General features: G+C 53.7%; 15 protein-coding genes. 4 read left to right on the forward strand and 11 right to left on the reverse strand.

All coding sequences use genetic code 11. The features are described 5' to 3' along the window. The first annotated feature begins 160 nt into the window (after positions 1–160). Genes ACXJJC_RS01375 through hsp20 form a run of 3 tightly spaced genes read left to right on the forward strand, consistent with a single transcriptional unit; the run spans position 161 to position 3,782 of the window. Positions 161–853 (forward strand): ArsR/SmtB family transcription factor, encoded by a 693-nt coding sequence (locus ACXJJC_RS01375; protein WP_456368810.1) that lies wholly within the window; start codon positions 161–163, stop codon positions 851–853. Next, positions 840–3,218, forward strand: a complete 2,379-nt coding sequence (locus ACXJJC_RS01380; protein WP_456368843.1) for a CDC48 family AAA ATPase — start codon at positions 840–842, stop codon at positions 3,216–3,218. The genes ACXJJC_RS01375 and ACXJJC_RS01380 overlap by 14 nt, the downstream gene beginning before the upstream one ends. 33 nt (positions 3,219–3,251) lie before the next feature. Next, complete coding sequence (gene hsp20, locus ACXJJC_RS01385) at positions 3,252–3,782, forward strand: archaeal heat shock protein Hsp20 (RefSeq protein ID WP_456368812.1); 531 nt, start codon at positions 3,252–3,254, stop codon at positions 3,780–3,782. A gap of 29 nt (positions 3,783–3,811) precedes the next feature. Here the strand turns inward: hsp20 and ACXJJC_RS01390 are convergent, their stop codons facing one another. Both ACXJJC_RS01390 and ACXJJC_RS01395 read right to left on the reverse strand, forming a co-directional pair. Next, positions 3,812–4,354 (reverse strand): stage II sporulation protein M, encoded by a 543-nt coding sequence (locus ACXJJC_RS01390; RefSeq protein WP_456368814.1) that lies wholly within the window; start codon positions 4,352–4,354, stop codon positions 3,812–3,814. Between the two features lie 2 nt (positions 4,355–4,356). Further along, complete coding sequence (locus ACXJJC_RS01395) at positions 4,357–5,139, reverse strand: DUF63 family protein (protein WP_456368816.1); 783 nt, start codon at positions 5,137–5,139, stop codon at positions 4,357–4,359. A 111-nt stretch (positions 5,140–5,250) separates the two neighbouring features. Between ACXJJC_RS01395 and yciH the strand changes: the two genes are divergently transcribed. Beyond that, the gene (gene yciH, locus ACXJJC_RS01400; RefSeq protein WP_456368818.1) at positions 5,251–5,559 is read left to right on the forward strand and encodes a stress response translation initiation inhibitor YciH; all 309 of its coding nucleotides are present in this window, start codon (positions 5,251–5,253) and stop codon (positions 5,557–5,559) included. Here the strand turns inward: yciH and ACXJJC_RS01405 are convergent. The 9 genes from ACXJJC_RS01405 to artA are packed head-to-tail and all read right to left on the reverse strand — an operon-like array spanning position 5,549 to position 15,274. Then, positions 5,549–6,733 carry a TraB/GumN family protein gene (locus ACXJJC_RS01405; protein ID WP_456368820.1) on the reverse strand — a complete coding sequence of 395 codons (1,185 nt, stop codon included), beginning with the start codon at positions 6,731–6,733 and terminating at the stop codon, positions 5,549–5,551. The two genes, yciH and ACXJJC_RS01405, sit on opposite strands and share 11 nt — an antisense overlap. After that, the gene (locus ACXJJC_RS01410) at positions 6,726–7,778 is read right to left on the reverse strand and encodes a M50 family metallopeptidase (RefSeq protein WP_456368822.1); all 1,053 of its coding nucleotides are present in this window, start codon (positions 7,776–7,778) and stop codon (positions 6,726–6,728) included. The genes ACXJJC_RS01405 and ACXJJC_RS01410 overlap by 8 nt, the downstream gene beginning before the upstream one ends. 39 nt (positions 7,779–7,817) lie before the next feature. Beyond that, entirely contained in the window at positions 7,818–9,056 is a 1,239-nt protein-coding gene (locus ACXJJC_RS01415; protein ID WP_456368824.1) for a Glu/Leu/Phe/Val family dehydrogenase, read from the reverse strand. Continuing rightward, complete coding sequence (locus tag ACXJJC_RS01420) at positions 9,043–9,285, reverse strand: DUF357 domain-containing protein (protein WP_456368826.1); 243 nt, start codon at positions 9,283–9,285, stop codon at positions 9,043–9,045. Before ACXJJC_RS01420 ends, ACXJJC_RS01415 begins: the two co-directional genes overlap by 14 nt. After that, positions 9,282–10,553: an NfeD family protein gene (locus ACXJJC_RS01425; RefSeq protein ID WP_456368828.1), complete on the reverse strand. Its 1,272-nt coding sequence runs from the start codon at positions 10,551–10,553 to the stop codon at positions 9,282–9,284. The genes ACXJJC_RS01420 and ACXJJC_RS01425 overlap by 4 nt, the downstream gene beginning before the upstream one ends. Positions 10,554–10,584: 31 nt before the next feature. Beyond that, the gene (gene leuS, locus ACXJJC_RS01430) at positions 10,585–13,383 is read right to left on the reverse strand and encodes a leucine--tRNA ligase (RefSeq protein WP_456368830.1); all 2,799 of its coding nucleotides are present in this window, start codon (positions 13,381–13,383) and stop codon (positions 10,585–10,587) included. Positions 13,384–13,404: 21 nt separating this feature from the next. Continuing rightward, entirely contained in the window at positions 13,405–13,980 is a 576-nt protein-coding gene (locus ACXJJC_RS01435; protein ID WP_456368832.1) for a CDP-alcohol phosphatidyltransferase family protein, read from the reverse strand. Beyond that, positions 13,977–14,543, reverse strand: coding sequence for a phosphatidylserine decarboxylase (locus ACXJJC_RS01440; RefSeq protein ID WP_456368834.1), 567 nt, complete (start codon positions 14,541–14,543; stop codon positions 13,977–13,979). The genes ACXJJC_RS01435 and ACXJJC_RS01440 overlap by 4 nt, the downstream gene beginning before the upstream one ends. Further along, complete coding sequence (gene artA / locus ACXJJC_RS01445; protein ID WP_456368836.1) at positions 14,525–15,274, reverse strand: archaeosortase A; 750 nt, start codon at positions 15,272–15,274, stop codon at positions 14,525–14,527. Before artA ends, ACXJJC_RS01440 begins: the two co-directional genes overlap by 19 nt. Positions 15,275–15,320: the final 46 nt, after the last annotated feature.

Consider the following 15,320-nt stretch of genomic DNA (forward strand, 5'->3'; position numbering starts at 1 on the left):
TAGCATATCATGCAGTCCTTACACTTCTCGGGGATGTTCATCACCTGAAATCGAGCCTCAAATTTTATTTTAAGTTTTCTGTGCTTCTCCTGATTCATCTCCCGCTCACAGTGATGTTACCGAAAAGTTTATATAGTAGTTTCAGCAAATTACTAACCGAATGTTAGTAAATAACAGTAAGGACAGGGGCTGGGAGGAACTGCTGGAGCTGCTTGCCAACGAGAGCAGAAGGAAGATACTGCAGCTGCTCACAAAAAAACCGTGCTACGTTAGCGAGATATCCTACGCGCTCAGAATGGCGCCCAAGGTCGTTCTGGAGCACCTTGAGAAGCTCGAGAGGGCCGGGATAATAAGGAGCTACGAGGAGGGCAGAAGGAGGTACTACTACATCGACAGGACGTTCAACATATCCATAACGATCTCGCCGCACCGGTTCGCCGTTGAAGTGCTGAACGAGGAAAGCGGAGGGCTCCAGAAGACGTTCAGCGAGGTCGCGTCGATGATGAACAGGAAGGCAGGGAAGGAGCTCAGCGAAGTCTTTGAAAAGCTGAAGGAGATGGAGAGAGCCTTCAGACTCCTTCAGAAGGACGTCTCAGACAGGATAGACGAGCTGATAGACAGGATGATCGCAGAGCTCGACAGAATGAGGATCGACGAGGTCAGCAAGATAGTGCTGTACGCGATGATAAAGGGGCTCGACACCCCAGAAAAGATCTCCCAGACCTTCGGTCTTCCGTATGAGGATGTTAACCTCGCGCTCATGAGACTCGAGAAGAGCGGTCTCGTATCGAGATTTGAGGAAGGTGGTGTGGTGAAGCTGAAGTTGAGATGGAGAGGTGATGGTCATGAGTAAGGATGTGTATTTGAGGGTTGCCGAGGCGTACCACAGGGACGTCGGCAGAGGAATTGCGAGAGTCGATCCAGATGTGATGGCAGAGCTCGGACTTCAGAGTGGTGACATCGTCGAGATAACCGGGAAGAACAAGGTTCCGGCGATAGTGTGGCCCGGCTATCCGGAGGACAGGGGAAAGAGGATAATAAGGATTGACGGGAACATAAGGAGCAACGCGGGAGTGGGCATAGACGACAGGGTGAAGATCAGGAAGGTGGAGGCAAAGCCTGCCGAGAAGATTACGCTCGCCCCCACTGAGCCTGTTAGGCTGATGGGTGGTGAGGCCTACCTGCAGAGGCTGCTCGAGGGCAGGCCCGTAATCAGAGGTCAGAGAATCAGGGTGGAGGTGTTCGGACACGTTCTGACTTTCGTCATCACGTCAACCAAGCCGTCTGGAGTCGTGATAGTGTCGAGGAGCACCCAGGTTGAGCTGAAGGACAAGCCTGCCGAGGAGGTCAAGAGGCAGGTTCCCAACGTGACCTACGAGGACATCGGTGGACTGAAGAGGGAGCTCAGGCTCGTGAGGGAGATGATTGAGCTACCTCTGAAGCATCCGGAACTGTTCCAGAGGCTCGGAATAGAGCCGCCAAAGGGAGTGTTACTGCACGGTCCACCCGGCACAGGAAAGACGCTGATAGCAAAGGCGGTTGCGAATGAGGTGGACGCGCACTTCATCTCCATAAGCGGACCGGAGATAATGAGCAAGTATTACGGCGAGTCAGAGCAGAGGCTCAGGGAGATCTTCGAGGAGGCCAAGGAAAACGCGCCGAGCATAATATTCATCGACGAGATCGACAGCATCGCACCGAAGAGGGAGGAGGTTACCGGAGAGGTTGAGAGGAGGGTGGTCGCTCAGCTGCTGACGCTAATGGACGGTCTCGAGGCGAGGGGCCAGGTGATAGTCATTGGCGCAACCAACAGGCCGGATGCCGTAGATCCCGCGCTGAGAAGACCGGGGAGGTTCGACAGGGAGATAGAGATCGGAGTGCCAGACAAGGAAGGCAGAAAGGAGATCCTGCAGATACACACGAGGGGTATGCCCATAGAGCCAGATTACAGCAGGGGCGACGTGCTCAGGGTACTCGAAGAGTTCAGAAGGTCAGGCAGGTTCGATGAGAGCAGAGTCGAAAGGGTGCTGGAGGCGGTTGAGAAGGCAGACGGCGAGGAGGGAATCGTCGAGGCTCTCAAAGCGGATGAGGAGATATTCAGCGAAGTTAAAACGAGGCTCATCGACGAGATGTTCGAATACATCGCGGAGCTCACCAACGGATTCGTCGGAGCAGACCTCGCAGCTCTCGCCAAGGAGGCTGCAATGCACGCACTCAGAAAGAGAATGGAGAGGGGAGAGATAGACATTGAGGCAGAAGAGATACCGGCCGAGGTTCTCGAGAGCCTGAAGGTGACGATGGACGACTTCCTCGAGGCTCTGAAGAACATAGAGCCGTCGGCGATGAGAGAGGTGCTCGTTGAAGTTCCCAACGTCAAATGGGACGACATTGGAGGGCTCGAAAAGGCCAAGCAGGAGCTCAGAGAGGCAGTGGAGTGGCCGATGAAGTATCCAGAGCTGTTCAGGGAGGTCGGCATAAAGCCGCCGAAGGGCATACTGCTCTACGGTCCACCGGGCACGGGAAAGACGCTGCTTGCGAAGGCAGTTGCAAATGAGAGCAACGCCAACTTCATAAGCGTCAAGGGTCCTGAGCTGCTCTCCAAGTGGGTGGGCGAGAGCGAGAAGCACGTCAGAGAGATGTTCAGGAAGGCGAGGCAGGTTGCGCCGTGCATAATCTTCTTCGACGAGATCGACAGCCTGGCACCGAGGAGGGGTGGAATAGGAGACTCGCACGTCACCGAGAGGGTCGTGAGCCAGCTGCTCACCGAGCTCGACGGCCTTGAGGAGCTGAAGGACGTGGTGGTGATCGCAGCAACCAACAGACCCGACATGGTGGATCCGGCACTGCTGAGGCCTGGCAGAATCGAGAGGCACATCTACATCCCACCGCCGGACAAGGAGGCCAGGAGGGAGATACTGAGAATACACACGAGGGGTATGCCACTCGCAGATGACGTTGATCTGGACGAGCTCGCGGAGAAGACAGAGGGCTACAGCGGAGCGGATATCGAGGCCGTGTGCAGGGAAGCGGGACTCACTGCAATTAGAGAGGCGCTGACCAGGTACTCCGAGGAGGAAGTCAGAAAGGCGATCAAGGAGATCAGGGTCACGAGGGACCACTTCATGAAGGCGATAGAGAAGGTCAAGCCGAGTCTAACGAAGGACGACATTAAGAGGTATGAGGAGATAGTTAAGGACTTTCACAGGATGTACTCCTGAATTTTTTAAACATTTGAAAGGAGGTGATGGGTGATGCCCTGGAGGAGGAAGAAGAGGGACTGGGATGATGAGGACTGGTTTGATGAGTTCTTCAGGTTCCCGTTCGAGGAGTTCGACGAGCTGTTTAGGAGAATGATGAAGGAGTTCGACGAGCTCATAAGGACTGCTGAACTCTCGGAGGGCAGACCGATAGTCAGGGGGTTCAGCATAAGGATTGGACCCGACGGAAAGCCGGAGATCAGGGAGTTCGGTACGAAGCCAGCGATAAGGGAGGATGTCGATCAGAGAAAGCCTCTCGTTGACGTGATTGAGACAGACGAGGAGGTTCAGGTAATCGCGGAAATGCCGGGAGTCAACAAGGAGGACATAGAGCTGAGCGCGAGCGAGACCAAGCTGGAGATAAAGGCGGAGGGTGAGAACAGGAAGTACTATGAGGTCGTTGACCTGCCGGATGAGGTCGATCCAGACTCTGCAAAGGCGAGATACAACAACGGCGTTCTCGAGGTCGTTCTAAAGAAGAAACACCCGAGGAATGAGAGCAAGAAGAGGATAAACATAGAGTAACCTTTCTCCTATTTTTTCAGTCCGAAATCTCAGATACCTGCCACAGCCGGCGTCACGTACGTTTCGATCAGGGCCGCGACGAGCAGCACGGGGAGTGGCAGTTTTGCGAATCTCGCAATGTATTCGAGCAGAACCCTGCTGAGATCGACGTCTTCTCCACGATATCTCCTCCACGCGTAAATTCCGAGCTCGAGACCGTAGGAGCAGCTCAGCAAAACTGCAGGAATTTCGAGCACTCCGTGCGGGATCAGCATCATTGCGGTCCTGTACAGCCCGAACTCTGGGCTGATCACGCCGACAACCACGCCTATTATGACTCCATTGAGGACGACGAAGATTACCGGTGCGACTCCAAACGCGATGCCGAGTATCATCGCGGCGAACGATTTGAGGGAGTTGTTCATGAAGATGAAAACGAACAGTTCGTAGTGCTTCAGGTCCTTCACGAACTGGAGGCCCGAGAAGGTCGAGCTGACAATCTCCCTGGACTCCTCGACATGTGCCGTGCTGAAAACGTAACCGGCGACGAGGGATGCGACAAATATCAAAGAGACGATGACAAAACTCTTCATCTTCACACCCCGAAGGTCATTCTGAGGCCGTTTCTTATTCCCGGCGCGAATCCGAGCGTGAAGAGCACGAACTTTATGAACCCTGCGAGGTTCCTGTCCTCCTCTTCTCTGTCGAGTATGTAGAGTATGGGAATTATGACCGCAAGTTTCAGCGGGATCATGACCCACGGACCGAGCAGGGATATGAAGTACCTGGGAACCACGTGGAGCTCCCAATAGCCGAGGAACTGTATTCCGAGAAAGCTCGTTGATCCGTCGATTAGCTGTGCAAAGAGCACTGCCTTGCTGAAGTTGTCCGCTTCAATTTTCCTCGAGATTGCGTGATACGCTGAGGTGATTGTCGCAGCTATCACGAGGGCTGCCGGAAACACCCACCAGTTTTCAACGCTCAGGTGGGTGAACAGGAACGCCAGAACGGACAGTGACAGCACGACACCCGGGATTGGGTAGTAGCGGTAATCACTCCTGAGCGCCACGAGCAGTGACGTGAACGTGACAGCGAATACAAGGACGTATATGAACGGAGTCATGAGGAGGTACGAAACGGGGGGCGATACGAATCCCGCGTCCTCGATTATCCTGGTGGACGAGCCGAGGAGGATGTAGGGAAAAGTGTAAATGGCGAACCTGAGGTTGAACTCGACCCTCGTGCTCAGGTACCTGTATATGAGGTAAATCGCGACAATCAGGATCAGTGCAAATGTTGCGGTATTCACGGGGTTGTACCCTTCCTTGTACACAATGGAGTCTATGAAGTACTCCCGGATAAAGCCGTAAATGTCCATTGAGAATTCCTTTAAAAAGGGCTATTTAAATCTACTGCATTCTGCGACCGAAAAATTAAAATTCGCATTATTTTACTAATCTCAAAAACCGGAAGGAGGTTATAGAGAAAAATGGGCTTGGACATATGTAATGTTTGCGGTTTGCCGAAAGATCTCTGCGTTTGCGAGGAAGTGGCAAAGGAGCAGCAGCAGATAACGATAAAGATTGCAAAGAGGAGGTACGGTAAGGAGGTTACCGTGATAGAGGGCATCGACAGGAGTGAGATCAACCTCGAGGAACTCGCCAAATACCTTAAGTCAAAGCTTGCGTGCGGAGGAACCGTGAAGAACGGAGCCATTGAGCTCCAGGGCAATCATGTGGCCCGCGTAAAGGAATTGCTCGTGAAAAAGGGATTCAATCCCGATAGGATCAAAACCTGAGGGCACCTGTTACAATTCCCCAGATCACCTCTTTTATATTTATCCCGTAATGTGTTGACAGGTACCACAGCCCGTAAAAAGTTCCAATCATGCTGCCTATGTTTGTGAGGGCGGCGACCATGATAACCCGGAACGCTCTGTTTCCGTAGAGCTCTTTCAGCGATTCAGCGCTCAGCAGATCTTCGACGTCTCTCTGGGATGGCTTCCTCAAAAAGAATTCGACGAGTCCGGAAAACCATCCAGCAGCGAGGAGGGGTGAGAGAGACGTGAGCCACGCGACAGAAAACGCGGTCAGAATCGATAGGGGGTGTGCCCCGGCCACGGCAGCGAGGATTGCCGCAGGTATGCCGTTGGCCAGGAACCACACGAGGAACGCGGACAGAAATTCGGAGGTGCCGAGCTTCACAAGGATGGAGATCAGCATGAGCAGAACGAACAGCGTTACTGCTATGCCGGCAATCTTTGCCAGACCAAGCCTCCTGCTCTTCACCTGGACGAGATCGTGGATGCTCAGAACGCTCTCGGGGTTCCGGATGAGCCTCTCGATCCCCTCCCTGTGACCTGCACCAACGACAGCGACCACCTTCCTGTACCTTTTCATGGCCTGGATGAGGTTGTGGGCCATGTATGCATCCCTCTCGTCCACCAGAATCCTGGCGGTTTTGGGAGATATCTTCCTGAACTCCTCGACCATCACGTCGAGGACGTCTTTCTCAAGCAGATCGTCCACCTCAACGTCATCGGACTGGAAGAAACCCACAGCCAGGTGGTAGAAGAGCCTGAGCTTTTCGAGGAACCCGAGCTCGTTCCAGAGCCTCCTCATGGTTATCGCGAGGTCCCTGTCAATCAGGAGGACATCTGCACCGATCTCTCTGGCCTTCTCTATAGCCCTGAGCATCTCTTCCCCCGGCATGACTCCCGTCTCTTTTCCTATTCGCCTCTGGAAGTTTGACAGGATCAGCTGAAACAGAAACAGGAAGACGTTACCCTTCCTTATCACGTCAGCGAGGTTGATCTCTTCCTTTTCTCCAGTTAGGGCCCTGTACCTCCTCACGTCGAGCTCAACGGCAACAGCATCCGGCCTCTCGGACTCTATTACTCTCTCGACCTCCTCGATGCTCTTTCTCGAAACGTGGGCGGTGCCGACAATTATCAGCTTTCTCTCATCATCCAACTCTCAGCACCTCCTGAATCTGCATCAGCCTGACGAGGTCAGTTTTGGAGACTATTCCCACAACCCTGTCGCCCTCCACGACGGGAATCCTTCCAAGGCCCCTTTCGTTCATTATTCTGAACGCCGCCATTGCGGGATCGTCGGGGGAGAGCGTTACGACCTCTCTGCTCATCACGTCCCTTATCCTCAGACCCCTGTCCTTTCCGGTAACGTCGTGCAGGGTGACGATCCCCACGATCCTTCCGTTTTCGACCACAGGGTATCCGAGATGCTTGTTTCTGAAGACAAACTCTAAGAACTCCTCCACGCTCATGTCCGGATGCACGACCTTTACCTCTGACGTCATTATGTCTCTTACCCTCAGCCTTCCGAGAATCGCCTCGATTCTGGAGAGCTTTTCCTCCTCATTTGCACCGAGGTAGATGAATATCGCTATCAGGGTGAGCCAGAGGTTGTACACTATCCCGAAGACCGCCATGAACACGGCGAAGGCCTTTCCGATTTCCGCAGCGATGAATGTGGCCCTTTCGTATCCGACCCTCTCGGCCATCAGACCCCTGAGCACCCTGCCACCATCGAGTGGGAAGGCCGGAAGCAGGTTGAACGCGGCAATGATCAGGTTTATTCTGTATAGAACGACTGAAAACTCGGTGAGGTTTGGAATTCCGGTTGTTGAGAGCACGTAGAAAACCGCAGCTATCGCGACGCTGACAGCAGGTCCGGATAAAGAAACGACGACCTCCTTCATCCCTTTGGGCTGGCGTTCGAGAACGGCTATTCCCCCAAAAATGAACAGGATTATCTCCTTCACACCGTACCCCATCTTTCTGCTCACGATGGAGTGACCGAATTCGTGCAGGAAAACTGAGATGAATAGGGACAGCGATGCAAGTGCGGAAAGCAGAAGGGCATTTTCGTGACCCATGAATCCGTACGGGTAACTCTGAACGCTGAACACCCAGGTGAGGAACAGCAGGATTATGAGCAGAGAGTAGTGGGCTTTCACGTCTATTCCGCCAATTCTGAAAAGCCTTATTGCAGACATCAAAAAAAGGAGGTTTGCGGGAATTATAATGTTTCCGCATCAGGGAAATATTCCTCTCCTCTTCAAAGCCTCCACCACCCTGTCGAGGGCCACGACCATCGCGGCGTCTCTCCAGAGTATGTCTCCGTACTGCTTTCTCACCTCCGCCAGGTCGTTGAAGGCCCTCACGAGAATTCTCTCGAGTTCCGCGTTCACCCTTTCGAGGTCCCAGAAGTACCTCTCCAGGTCCTGGACCCACTCGAAGTAGCTAACCACGACACCCCCCGAGTTGGCGAGTATGTCTGGCACGACGAGCTCGCACCTCCTGTCAAGATACTCCTCCGCCTCCGGAGTTATTGGGCCGTTAGCACCCTCTACGATGAGCTTCGCTTTGATGTTCCGCATGTTGCTCTCGTTTATGACGTTCTCTATCGCGGCGGGAACGAGTATGTCCACGTCGAGTTCGAGAAGCCCCTGGTTCGTTAAATGCTCATCGCAGTAACCGACCACCGTTCCGTTTTTCATCTTGAACTCCATGAGGTGGTCCGGGTCAAGGCCGTCGGGGTTGAACACGCCTCCCCTCGAGTCCGAGACCGCAACCACTGTCGCGCCCATTTCGTGCAGCGTCTTTGCAGCCCAGTAGCCGACGTTGCCGAATCCCTGAATCGCGACGGTTGCACCTCTGATGTCAATCCCCACAGTCTTCGCAGCCTCTCTTGCAATTATCGCAACACCTCTGCCAGTTGCAGAGTTTCTGCCGAGTGATCCACCGAGGGAGACGGGTTTTCCGGTGACTATTCCCGGAACCGCATAGCCCCTGTACACGCTGTACGTGTCCATCATCCAGGCCATTGTCTGCTCGTCGGTGTACATGTCGGGGGCGGGAATGTCCCTCTCCGGGCCTATGAAAGGTATGAGCATCGTTGTGAACCTCCTCGTAAGCCTCTCGAGCTCTCCCCTGCTGAGCTTCTTCGCGTCAACCCTGACTCCCCCCTTCCCTCCACCGAACGGTATGTTGACGAGGGCACACTTCCACGTCATCCACATCGCAAGGGCCTTGACCTCGTCCATCGTAACGCTGGGATGGTACCTTATCCCACCCTTGTACGGCCCCCTGATGCCGCAGTGCTGAACCCTGTATCCCGTGAAAATTTTCAAACTCCCATCATCCATCCTGACAGGTATCTTGACCTCGACGGCCCTGTCAGGGACTTTAAGGTATTCGACCACCTCGTAGTCAATGCCCGCTATCTCCGCGGCCCTTTCGAGCTGATAACAGGCCATCTCATACGGGTTCATCGGTCTTCACCTCCAGAAATCCGAAATCTCTTCCAATTTCGAGCCATGCCCACGCCCACACAACGCACTCGAAAGCCCTGACGAGGTCTCCCTTATCGAGGAAGTAGTGAGAGTCACTTATGTACGCCCTTATGTTCTCGACGAACCTTCTGTCACCGTCGAATTTCAGTGCCTCTATCCTCTCAAGCCACTTCAGAGTTTCCTTTCTGAGTTCTTCCTCCACGTTCATACCTTCTTCACCCTGAGCTTCAGCCCCTCTCTATCCACCACGACCACCTCGTCACCTCTCGCGAGCTCGTCGTCGCTCTCAATTCTCCAGAGTTCACCGTGGACCCTTGCCATCCCCCTGCCATTGGAGAACATCACCACCTCTCCCTTTTCACCGATCAGGGACTCTGCACCCACCTTCTTTCTGACGTTTCTCAGCTGCACGACCTTCAGTATCGCGTACGTCATGATTATCCCGAGGCCCCCCGCTATCCCTCCAACCAGCATGGGGAAGCTCGTGTAGAAGTCCCTCGGCATCAGTGGTTCGTCGTACAGCATCAGCGTACCCAGGACGATGCTGACTATGGACGCCACGCCGAGAACGCCGTAAGTTGGGGTCAGAAGCTCTGCAATCAGAAAGGCTATGCCCAGAAGTATGAGCACTATGCCCATGTAGTTCACACCAATGATGCCAAGGCCGAAAAGAGCGATGATCAGGCACAGAGCACCGATGACCTCCGCACCGAGGCCGGGTGAGGTGAGGCCGAATATCAGACCGTATATGCCAATGATCAGAAGGATCGACGCGAGCTCCGGAGAGGTTACCAGCTCGAGAACCCGGGATTTGAGTGATTTGTCAACCACGACGATTTCATTACCTGCCGTCTTAAGGACAACATCTCCTGCGGCGGTCTCAACAACCGCTCCGTCAATTTTCCTGAGGAATTCCGCCTTGCTATCTGCGAGCACGTCTATGATCCCGAATCTGTAGGCCTCCCTCGCCGATGCGCTGTAAGCCTCGGTTACGAACCTCTCTATTGCCGTTTCGTTCCTTCCCCTCTTTTCGGCAATGGCCTTGGCGTAGCTCGCAAGGTAGTTTACGGCTTTCTCCTCAACTCTCGGCTCTCCAACGCCGACAGAGATTGGGGTCGCGGCTCCGATTGACGTTCCGTTGGCCATTCCCGCTATGTTTCCTGAAACGACTATCAGCGATCCCGCAGAAGCTGAAAACGCTCCGGGGGGGACGTAGGTGAGCACGGGAATTTCGCTGTTCAGGATCAGAGATATGATTTTCTCGGTTGAGGAAACCAGACCTCCCGGCGTGTTTACGACTATCAGGATCGCATCCGCGTTTCTCTCTCTCGCCAGGTCCATCGCGCTCTTGACGAGGACATACGTCCCCTCATTGATGGTTCCTTCGATTCTCACCTCGACAATCTCCGCACCTGTCAGGGACATCAGGAGGATCGCGGATATCAGCACGAAAACCGTGATTCTTGTTTTTCCCATGAAAAAGTTTTGGAACGAAAATTAAAAAAGGTTACTCAATGTAGATTGCCGGTTTGCCGGGCATCGCAACCCTCCTCTTCTCCTCAGGCACCCTCTCTGCATCGAAAACGACTTCGAGCCCTGTCTCCCTCTCTATGAATTCCTTCGCTCTCCTCACTATGCCCTCCTCGTCGAGAGCTGTGAGCTCAACGCCCTCCCTGAATACCCTCTTGAGAAAGCTCTGCACCTCCTTCGCCATTCCTCTGAACCTCTCGTCCTTCATCAGCTCTCTCATCGCCTCCTTCATGTTGCCCTTACCGCTCGCAACCCTGACGACGTCCCTCTTCCAGTCCTCGGCGAAGACGATGTACACCCTTCTGGTGTCTTTAACGAACTTTCTGACCTCGTTTATGTCGTCTATCAGCACCTTCAGGTACTCCTCGGCCATCTCCAGCTCCTCATCAACCTTGCTTTCATCGTACTCCGGATACCTCTCCAGGCTGATGAAGGTGTCGTGCTTCCAGTGCCAGATCTCCTCGCATATGTGGGGAGTGAATGGAGCGAGAAGCTTGAGCCAGTCGTCGAATATCACCGCGAGGTTCTCGCCACCCCTCCTCAGGTACCACCTGATGTCGCTCATCACCTCGAAGAAGGCGGTGTTTATCGCCCTTCTCGTCTGCAGCCTGTCCATCGCCTCCCTCGTGTTCCTGATGGCCTTCTGGAACCTGCTGATCAGCCACCTGTCCAGATCCGTTAGCTCCGAAACATCCTTCAGGTAGTACTTTTCCGCGAGGCTGTAAAGCCTTGAGAGGTGAGCCGAGAGGTTCTCAACGTCTCTCCTCTTCCAGTCCGCGTCGCTGTCGTACTCAGATGCGTGTAAAATGTACATCCTCGTCACGTCTGCCCCAAATTCGGAGACCGCCCTCTTGAGCGTCAGCAGCGGCCCCTTGCTCTTGCTCATCTTCTTACCCTCGAGGCTCACAAAACCGTTCACGGCTATCGCTTTTGGCCAGTACTTCTTCGGAAAGAGCGCGACGTGGTGGAACAGGAAGAACAGCAGGTGGTTCGCAACGAGGTCCTTGCCACTGCTCCTCAAGTCGACGGGATACCAGTACTCGAATTCCCTCCTTATTCTCTCCAGAAGGCTGGTGTCAACACCGGACTTCTCGGATACGGAATTCACGTCACCCTTCCCGAGGAACACGAAGTCGAAGAACTCCGGAACGAGGTTCTCGGCCTTTAGCACCCCTTTGTTCACGTACCTCGCTATGATGTAGTAGGCCATGTAAATTGTGGAGTCTGAGAGGCTCTCTATCAGCCACTCCCTGTCCCAGGGAATCCTCGTTCCCAGCCCCTTCCTCCTGGCACACGCCTTGTCCTTGAGCCACTCGATCTTGTTCCTGAACTCCTCCTTGTAGTATTCTGGAATTATCGTCATCTCCTCGAGCCACTCCAGAACCCTTTCCTTCCATTCGGGGTTCGAGTAGTTGAGGAACCACTGGTCCTTAACCACCTTCACAACGCACCTGGTGCCACACCTGCATACCACTGGCTTCTCGCTGAACTCGTAGAAAACATCTCCCTTCCCATCTCTTATCAGGTCCTCGTGAACCCTGTCCTTGGCAACGGAGACCTTCAATCCCGCGTACTTCCCCGTGTTCTCGAGCATCACACCCTTGTGGAATTCCTTCTTGTAGACCGTCTTCGTGGCCTTCTCAAGAAGGTCTGCATCGCTCTGACTCTTGACCCCAAGCTCCTCAACGATGTCTCTTGCAGGGACCTCGTAGCTCTCGCCCTCTATCCTTATCAGCACGATGGGCCTTATCCTGGAGAGCATATCTCTCGGAACCCCAAACTTTTCGAGCACGTCGCTCCTCTCCAGGTCTCTGAGGGCAACGTAGTCGAAGGGTGCGTGGGCGGGAACGGACATCACGACTCCTGTCGCGTTGTCGGTGTCAACGAAGTCAGCGGGGAAAACAGGCACCTCCGCTCCGGTTACAGGGTTGATAGCCAGTTCTCCGAAGTACTCTGACGCGTCCACCTCCCTGAGGAGCTTGACCTGCTTGTCTGTGTAGGTCAGCTTCTCGTAGGCTTCCCTGCTCACGAGCCACCTCTCTCCGTTAACCTCAGCTATCACGTACCTGGCAGGCTTGAGCCAGATGTTCGTAACTCCAAAAACGGTTTCAGGCCTCAGGGTTGCGCAGGGAAGGATGAGATCCTCGCTTTTGAGCCTGAACTTTATGACGGTAAACTCGACGATTGTAGCTTCCTCGCCTGCGAGGAGGTCGTGGTCTTCGACGGGGTTGTCGTCGTTGGGGCAGTACCTCACGGGGTGACTTCCCTTGACTATCAGCCCCTTCTCCTTCAGCTTCCAGTACTGCCACTCAATGAACTTCTGATACGTTTCGTCCATGGTCGTGAACTTTCTCCTCCAGTCTATGGAGAATCCGATCATCTTCAGGGCCCTTTCAGCCTCTCTCGAGAAGTACTCCACTATCCTCTCCGGAGTTGTCAGCCTTACAAGGTCTTCGTAGGGCACGTCGTGGTACTTGGTGTACACCTCCATGGTCCTCTCGTCCCTCTTGGCTATGAGCTCCGCAAGTCCGATGATCGGAGTGCCTGTGACGTGGAATCCCATGGGAAACAGCACGTTGTACCCGAGCATCCTCCTGTATCTTGCCACAGCATCCCCAATCGTGAACGTCCTCGTGTGACCAGCGTGCAGGTTTCCGTTCAGGTAAGGATAGGGAATCGTGATGAAGAACTTCTCCTTATCGGAAACTTCCGGCTGGAAAATCCCGTTTGCCTCCCACTCCCTCTGCCACCTCTCCTCGATCTCCCTGAAGTTCATGGAGTGGAATTCAATTGCAGATTAAAAATATTTACCCAATTTTCTGGAGAAAGGTGGCGAGAGGAGGTAGAGGGTGCTGAGAAGCAGGATTGCGTAGACGAACTCAACCCGAAACAGCCCGCCCACCAGACACGCAGCGAAGACAAGAAGAAGTGCAGGGTTCCTGAGTTTTCTGTATTCTATGTTGCTTATCATCAGGAACGCCATGATGACACTCACAACTCCCGCCACGATCTCGTCGGTGAGAATTCTGACGGAAATTACGAGGAGCGAAGCCGAGGTTATCGGAAATCCAATGAAGTTTTCGTGGTGCTCAGCCGTAAACCTCGCGAGCCTGTACATCCCAGCAAGCAGGTAAGCGAGCGAGAGTGTGGGGAAGAAGAAGGCCGTGGCCACACCAAACGATGCGAAATCTGCGAGAGAGTCAACGTACTTCCCGTACCTGCCGGAGTACCCCCTCCTCGCGAGGTATCCGTCGAAACCGTCCATCAGGGCTGCGAGGAACAGGTAGCGTGGATCCCTCATCACTATGGCCATGAACCCGAAGAGCAAGTTGAGGAACGAGAAGTAGTCCGCAACGTCGATGTGCTTTTTCATTCTTTCACCGCCACGGTCTGTCCGGCTTTCACCTTCTGCCCCTCTCTGACCACAAACCTGTACCCGTCAGGGACTTCAAGCGTTACCCTCGAGCCGAACACAATCATTCCTATCCTCTGCCCCTTTTTAACCCTCTCGCCCTCCCTCACGTAGCAGATGATTCTCCTCGCGAAAAAGCCGGCTATCTGCTCCACCACGTATATTCCATCGTCACTCCGTATGGTTATCCTGTTGGTCTCGTTTCTGAGACCCTTCATGAAAGCGGGACTGAACTTTCCGGGAATGTGCACGATTTCTTCCACAATCCCGTCGCAGGGAGAGCGGTTAACGTGACAATCCAGAAGCCCCATGAAGATTTCAATCCTGTTTCCCTCGATGATGTCAACTCTCCCGTCTGCAGGAGATGTTATCCCCTCGCCAATCGCTCTCTCGGGGTCTCTGAAAAAGAAGGCCGTGAAGGCTGAAATGAGCAGGAAGACCACGGAAACTGAGTGTGATAGGGGGTAAGATAGCACAGCCAGTGCGGTGGAGATCAGGATTATCCTCAGCCCCGCTCTCTCCATGTTTTCACCATCTCATCTTTCAGGTTGAAGATCAGGTCTGCAAACTCTGGCAGAAACCTGAAAACTGAAAGGGAGATCAGTATCAGGGCAACTGTCGCGAGAATCTTCGAAATTACGTGGTGGGCGATGTAGAAGCTTTCCGGGCCGAACCACTGATCGCCAAAGGCCGCGGTTATGAATATGTTTCTGAGAATGTTGAGCACGTATATTACCGGCACCGACGAGAGGAATGCATACGCTCTCCTCGTGACGTCTGCCCTCGTGGAGAGCGTTATACCAGCAAACAGTGCCATGCTCTCTATTCCGGTGCACGCGAGAATTATTTCGACGTACTTTCCGTGGTATTCAAGTATGTTCCAGTCGTAGCGGTTGAACTGAAAGCCCAGAAGCTTTGCAGCTCCAACCGTCACGTCTGCTGTGTGCGAGATGAGGAGTTGCTTCAGATCTGTTAAAGCGAAAGAGAAGTAAATCAGTGAGGAGACGAACGCCACGGACGTTGCGGAGATGAACACCTCCTGATTCTTCGTTTTCAGAATTGTCGCGCCTATGAACGCAAACAGCGTGAAGGCGAGAACCATTATCGCGGTGTTGTAGTAATCGGAAATTTCAAGGTAGTGGGGGATCTTGAGGAGCCAGCTCACGCCGAAGAGGAGCCATGCGAGGAAACCGAGGTACCTGTTTCTCAGCGCGATGTATGCAAGCATTAGTGCGATTGAGAGGAATTCGAGCATAACCACGAAAGTTTATCAACTGAATTTAAGATATTCGGATGTGGAC

The sequence above is a fragment of the Geoglobus sp. genome (genome assembly GCF_054018175.1).

What these genes read in the sequence shown, in the direction of transcription:
- ACXJJC_RS01375 (WP_456368810.1), top strand. Translation starts at nt 161, where the DNA reads ATGTTAGTAAATAACAGTAAGGACAGGGGCTGGGAGGAACTGCTGGAG.
- ACXJJC_RS01380 (WP_456368843.1), top strand. Translation starts at nt 840, where the DNA reads ATGGTCATGAGTAAGGATGTGTATTTGAGGGTTGCCGAGGCGTACCAC.
- hsp20 (WP_456368812.1), top strand. Translation starts at nt 3,252, where the DNA reads ATGCCCTGGAGGAGGAAGAAGAGGGACTGGGATGATGAGGACTGGTTT.
- ACXJJC_RS01390 (WP_456368814.1), bottom strand. Translation starts at nt 4,354, where the DNA reads ATGAAGAGTTTTGTCATCGTCTCTTTGATATTTGTCGCATCCCTCGTC.
- ACXJJC_RS01395 (WP_456368816.1), bottom strand. Translation starts at nt 5,139, where the DNA reads ATGGACATTTACGGCTTTATCCGGGAGTACTTCATAGACTCCATTGTG.
- yciH (WP_456368818.1), top strand. Translation starts at nt 5,251, where the DNA reads ATGGGCTTGGACATATGTAATGTTTGCGGTTTGCCGAAAGATCTCTGC.
- ACXJJC_RS01410 (WP_456368822.1), bottom strand. Translation starts at nt 7,778, where the DNA reads ATGTCTGCAATAAGGCTTTTCAGAATTGGCGGAATAGACGTGAAAGCC.
- ACXJJC_RS01415 (WP_456368824.1), bottom strand. Translation starts at nt 9,056, where the DNA reads ATGAACCCGTATGAGATGGCCTGTTATCAGCTCGAAAGGGCCGCGGAG.
- ACXJJC_RS01420 (WP_456368826.1), bottom strand. Translation starts at nt 9,285, where the DNA reads ATGAACGTGGAGGAAGAACTCAGAAAGGAAACTCTGAAGTGGCTTGAG.
- ACXJJC_RS01425 (WP_456368828.1), bottom strand. Translation starts at nt 10,553, where the DNA reads ATGGGAAAAACAAGAATCACGGTTTTCGTGCTGATATCCGCGATCCTC.
- leuS (WP_456368830.1), bottom strand. Translation starts at nt 13,383, where the DNA reads ATGAACTTCAGGGAGATCGAGGAGAGGTGGCAGAGGGAGTGGGAGGCA.
- ACXJJC_RS01435 (WP_456368832.1), bottom strand. Translation starts at nt 13,980, where the DNA reads ATGAAAAAGCACATCGACGTTGCGGACTACTTCTCGTTCCTCAACTTG.
- ACXJJC_RS01440 (WP_456368834.1), bottom strand. Translation starts at nt 14,543, where the DNA reads ATGGAGAGAGCGGGGCTGAGGATAATCCTGATCTCCACCGCACTGGCT.
- artA (WP_456368836.1), bottom strand. Translation starts at nt 15,274, where the DNA reads ATGCTCGAATTCCTCTCAATCGCACTAATGCTTGCATACATCGCGCTG.